The sequence below is a fragment of the Kitasatospora sp. NPDC007106 genome (genome assembly GCF_040634455.1).
In the GTDB taxonomy this organism is placed as follows: Bacteria; Actinomycetota; Actinomycetes; order Streptomycetales; family Streptomycetaceae; genus Kitasatospora; species Kitasatospora arboriphila.
Genome location: NZ_JBEYFP010000592.1, coordinates 1 through 3,777 on the forward strand (window position 1 = coordinate 1; position 3,777 = coordinate 3,777).

A 3,777-nucleotide genomic window follows, 5' to 3' on the forward strand; every position below is an offset into this window, starting at 1 on the left:
CGGGTGGGCGAGCGCCCAGTCCCGTACGGCGCCGCACAGGGCCCGCCAGCGGGCGCGGGGGGCGGCCGGTGCGGCGGCCAGGGCCGCGTCGGCGGTGTCGGCGAGGTCGGTGTAGGCGTCGACGATCAGCGCGGTGAGCAGCTCGTCGCGGCTGGGGAAGTACCGGTAGATCGCGGACGAGGCCATGCCGAGCTCGCGGGCGACGGCGCGCAGCGACAGGCGCTGGGCGCCCTCGGAGGCGAGCTGCCTGCGGGCCTCCTGCTTGATCTCGCGGGTGAGCTCCTCGCGGGCCCGTTCGCGGGCGGTCCTGATGGCGGTCATGGGAACAGCCTGCCATATGAGGGAGCGCCGCACAGAAACGAGAGCACTGCTCTTGACCGTGGCCCGGGGCGGTGGCAGAGTCATGTCCAGGAACGAGAGCACTGCTCTCTGAAGAGTCCGCCGCTCACTGCCCCGGGAGTTCCCGTGTCCGACGCCGCCAGCCGCTACGTGATGCCCACCGGCCGGATCAGCGCCGCCCTGCTGGGCCTGTCCAACCGCACCGTCGCCGCCCTCACCCGCGCCGGCCTCAGCCTCTGGGGCTCCCGCGTCCTCGCCGTGCGCGGCCGCAAGAGCGGCGAGTGGCGCACCACCCCGGTCAACCTGCTCACCCACGACGGGCAGCGCTACCTGGTCGCGCCGCGCGGCCACACCCAGTGGGTGCGCAACCTGCGCGCCGCCGGCACCGGCGAACTCCGGCTCGGCCGCCGCGCCGAGGCCTTCCGCGCCGCCGAACTCCCCGACGCCGAGAAGCCCGCGGTGCTCCGTGCCTACCTCAAGCGCTGGAAGTTCGAGGTCGGCGTCTTCTTCGACGGCGTCGACGCGGACGCCTCCGACGCCGAGCTGCTGCGGATCGCCCCCGGTTACCCGGTCTTCCGGCTCGCCCCGAACTGACGGCGGCGCGTCCCCGGCGTCAGAGCGCCGCGCGGACGAGCCGCTCCGCGAGCTGCGGCGCCCCCGCCCAGTGCAGGTGCAGGTACGAGCCGTGCACCGCGCCCTGCACGAACCCCTCGACGGCCGGCCCGGCAGGCGCGCGCCAGCCCCAGGCGGGCTGCTCCCCGGCGCCCGGCTCGCAGACCGTGCGGTGGAACTCGTGCCCGCGCACCCGGGTGCCCGCCACCGCCAGCGGACTGTCCGCCAGCGCGACCGCCTCCCGGTAGCCCAGCGTGAGCCGCTCGGTCATCCGGGCCGTGTGCGGCAGCACCCCGCACATCTCCTTGCCGTCCAACTCCCGCCCCAGGTAGAGCAGGCCGGCGCACTCCGCGGCGATCGGCGCGCCGCCCGCGGCCAGCGCGGCGATCTCCGCCCGGAGCGCCGCGTTGGCGCTCAGCTCACCCACGTACATCTCCGGGAAGCCGCCGCCGACCACCAGCGCCCGGGTGCCGGCGGGCAGGCGCTCGTCCCGCAGCGGGTCGAAGGGCACGACCTCGGCGCCCGCCGCGGCCAGCAGTTCGGCGTTCTCCGCGTACGAGAAGGAGAACGCCGCCCCGCCCGCCAGCGCGACCCGCGGCCGGCCCGCGACGGGGGAGACCTCCGCGGCCGCGGACCACGGCTCGGCGTCCAGCGGCGGGGCGCTGCGGGCCAGCGCCAGCAGCGCGTCCAGGTCCACCGAGGCGGCGACCAGCTCGCCCATGTCCCGCACCGCCCGCAGGGCGTCCGCGGAGCGCTCCACGGCCGGCACCAGGCCCAGGTGACGCGAGGGAGTCGCCACCGAGGCGGTGCGCCGCACGCAGCCGAGCACCGGCACCCCGGAGCCCTCCTCCAGGGCCTCGCGCAGCAACTGCTCGTGCCGGTCGGAGGCGACCCGGTTGAGGATCACCCCGGCCAGGCGCACCTGCGGGTCCCAGGAGGCGAAGCCGTGCACCAGCGCCGCCACCGAACGGGACTGCGAGGAGGCGTCCACCACCAGCACCACCGGTGCCTTCAGCAGCTTGGCGACCTGCGCGGTGGAGGCCAGCTCGCCGCGGCCCGCCGCCCCGTCGAACAGCCCCATCACGCCCTCGACCACCGCGACGTCGGCCCCGGCCGCGCCGTGCAGGAAGAGCGGCGCGACCCGGTCCTCCCCGCACATGAACGCGTCCAGGTTGCGGCCCGGGCGGCCGGCGGCCAGCGCGTGGTAGCCCGGGTCGATGTAGTCCGGGCCGACCTTGTGCGGGGAGACCGCGAGGCCCCGCGCGGCGAGCGCGGCGATCAGCCCGGTGGCGACGGTGGTCTTGCCCGCGCCTGAGGAGGGCGCGGCGACGACGAGACGGGGGATGTTCAACGGACTACCACTCGATACCGCGCTGGCCCTTGCGGCCGGCGTCCATGGGGTGCTTGACCTTGGTCATCTCGGTGACCAGGTCGGCGAAGTCGGTCAGCGGCTCCTTGGCGTACCGGCCGGTGATCACCACGTGCTGGCTGCCCGGGCGGTCCTTCAGCACCGACACCACCTCGTCCACGTCCACCCAGCCCCAGTGCATCGGGTAGGTGAACTCGTCCAGCACGTAGAAGCGGTAGGTCTCGGCGGCGAGGTCGCGCTTGACCTGCTCCCAGCCCTCCTTGGCCGCCTCCTCGCTGGACTCCATGCCGCGCTGCACCCAGGACCAGCCCTCGCCCATCTTGTGCCAGGCCACCGTGCCGCCCTCGCCGGAGGCGCCGAGCACGCGCAGCGCGTTCTCCTCGCCGACCTTCCACTTGGCGGACTTGACGAACTGGAACACCCCGATCGGCCAGCCCTGGTTCCAGGCGCGCAGCGCCATGCCGAAGGCGGCGGTCGACTTGCCCTTGCCCGGGCCGGTGTGCACGGCGGTGATCGGCAGGGTACGGCGCTGACGGGTCGTCAGGCCGTCGTCGGGGACACTCTCGGGCACTCCCTTGGGCACGGCTCAGGCCGCCTTTCGCTGGGTGGAGACGGAACGGTGGTCGCGGACGAGCGCCGCCACGCCCTCGGCGCGCAGCTCGTCCAGGGTGACGGCGGGGCCGCCGAGGCGGGCCGCCAGGGTGCGGGCCAGGCCGAGGCGGACGTGGCCGGACTCGCAGTCCAGCACCACGCTCGCCACGCCCTGCCCGGCCAGCAGGCCCGCGGCCCGCTCGGCCTGCGCCAGGGCGTCCCGGCCGCCGGTGGCCCGGCCGTCGGTGACGACGACCAGCAGCGGACGGCGGTCCGGGTCGCGCATCCGCTCGACCCGCAGCACCTCGTGGGCGCGCAGCAGCCCGGCGGCCAGCGGCGTCCGCCCGCCGGTCGGCAGCTGCTCCAGCCGGGCCGCGCCGACCTCCACCGAGGAGGTCGGCGGCAGCGCCAGCTCGGCGCCGGTGCCGCGGAAGGTGATCATGCCGATCTTGTCCCGCCGCTGGTAGGCGTCCATCAGCAGCGACATCACCGCGCCCTTGACCGCGCCCATCCGCTGCCGGGCCGCCATCGAACCGGAGGCGTCCACCACGAACAGCACCAGGTTGGACTCCCGGCCGCGGCGCACCTGCTCCCGCAGGTCGTCCTTGGCCAGCACCAGCGCCCGCCCGGACCGCCCGCGGGCGGCCTGGTGCGGGGCGGCGGCCTGCAGCGTCGCGGTCAGGTGCAGCCGGGCCAGGCGGCCCTGCGGGCGGCGCGCCCGCACGGTGTGCCCGCCGTCGGTCTCCGCGGCCGAGCGCCGTCCCCGGGCGCCCCGGCCGGTGCCCGGCACCTTGAACAGCCGGGTCCGGTACGGGTCGGCGCTGGCGACCGGGGCCGCCTCCCGTCCGGCGCCGGGCGCGGGGCGG

The 3,777-nt window shown here is 76.1% G+C and carries 5 protein-coding genes; 1 reads left to right on the plus strand and 4 read right to left on the minus strand.

All coding sequences use genetic code 11. The features are described 5' to 3' along the window. Positions 1-321 (minus strand): helix-turn-helix domain-containing protein (locus ABZ641_RS28975; RefSeq protein ID WP_359986456.1); only part of this gene is annotated, 321 nt, incomplete at its 3' end. A gap of 171 nt (positions 322-492) precedes the next feature. Here ABZ641_RS28975 and ABZ641_RS28980 point away from each other — a divergent pair. Continuing rightward, positions 493-933 (plus strand): nitroreductase family deazaflavin-dependent oxidoreductase, encoded by a 441-nt coding sequence (locus ABZ641_RS28980; RefSeq protein WP_344622042.1) that lies wholly within the window; start codon positions 493-495, stop codon positions 931-933. Between the two features lie 19 nt (positions 934-952). Here the strand turns inward: ABZ641_RS28980 and ABZ641_RS28985 are convergent, their stop codons facing one another. The 3 genes from ABZ641_RS28985 to ABZ641_RS28995 form a co-directional block, all read right to left on the minus strand. Then, positions 953-2,302, minus strand: coding sequence for a cobyrinate a,c-diamide synthase (locus ABZ641_RS28985; protein ID WP_359986458.1), 1,350 nt, complete (start codon positions 2,300-2,302; stop codon positions 953-955). A 4-nt stretch (positions 2,303-2,306) separates the two neighbouring features. Beyond that, positions 2,307-2,903 (minus strand): cob(I)yrinic acid a,c-diamide adenosyltransferase, encoded by a 597-nt coding sequence (cobO, locus tag ABZ641_RS28990; RefSeq protein WP_030266664.1) that lies wholly within the window; start codon positions 2,901-2,903, stop codon positions 2,307-2,309. Between the two features lie 3 nt (positions 2,904-2,906). Beyond that, positions 2,907-3,777, minus strand: an 871-nt coding sequence (locus tag ABZ641_RS28995; protein ID WP_359986461.1) for a VWA domain-containing protein, incomplete at its 5' end; no start/stop codon positions are given.

Excerpts from the sequence above, each read along its gene's own strand:
- ABZ641_RS28980 (WP_344622042.1), top strand. The coding sequence starts at position 493 with ATGCCCACCGGCCGGATCAGCGCCGCCCTGCTGGGCCTGTCCAACCGC.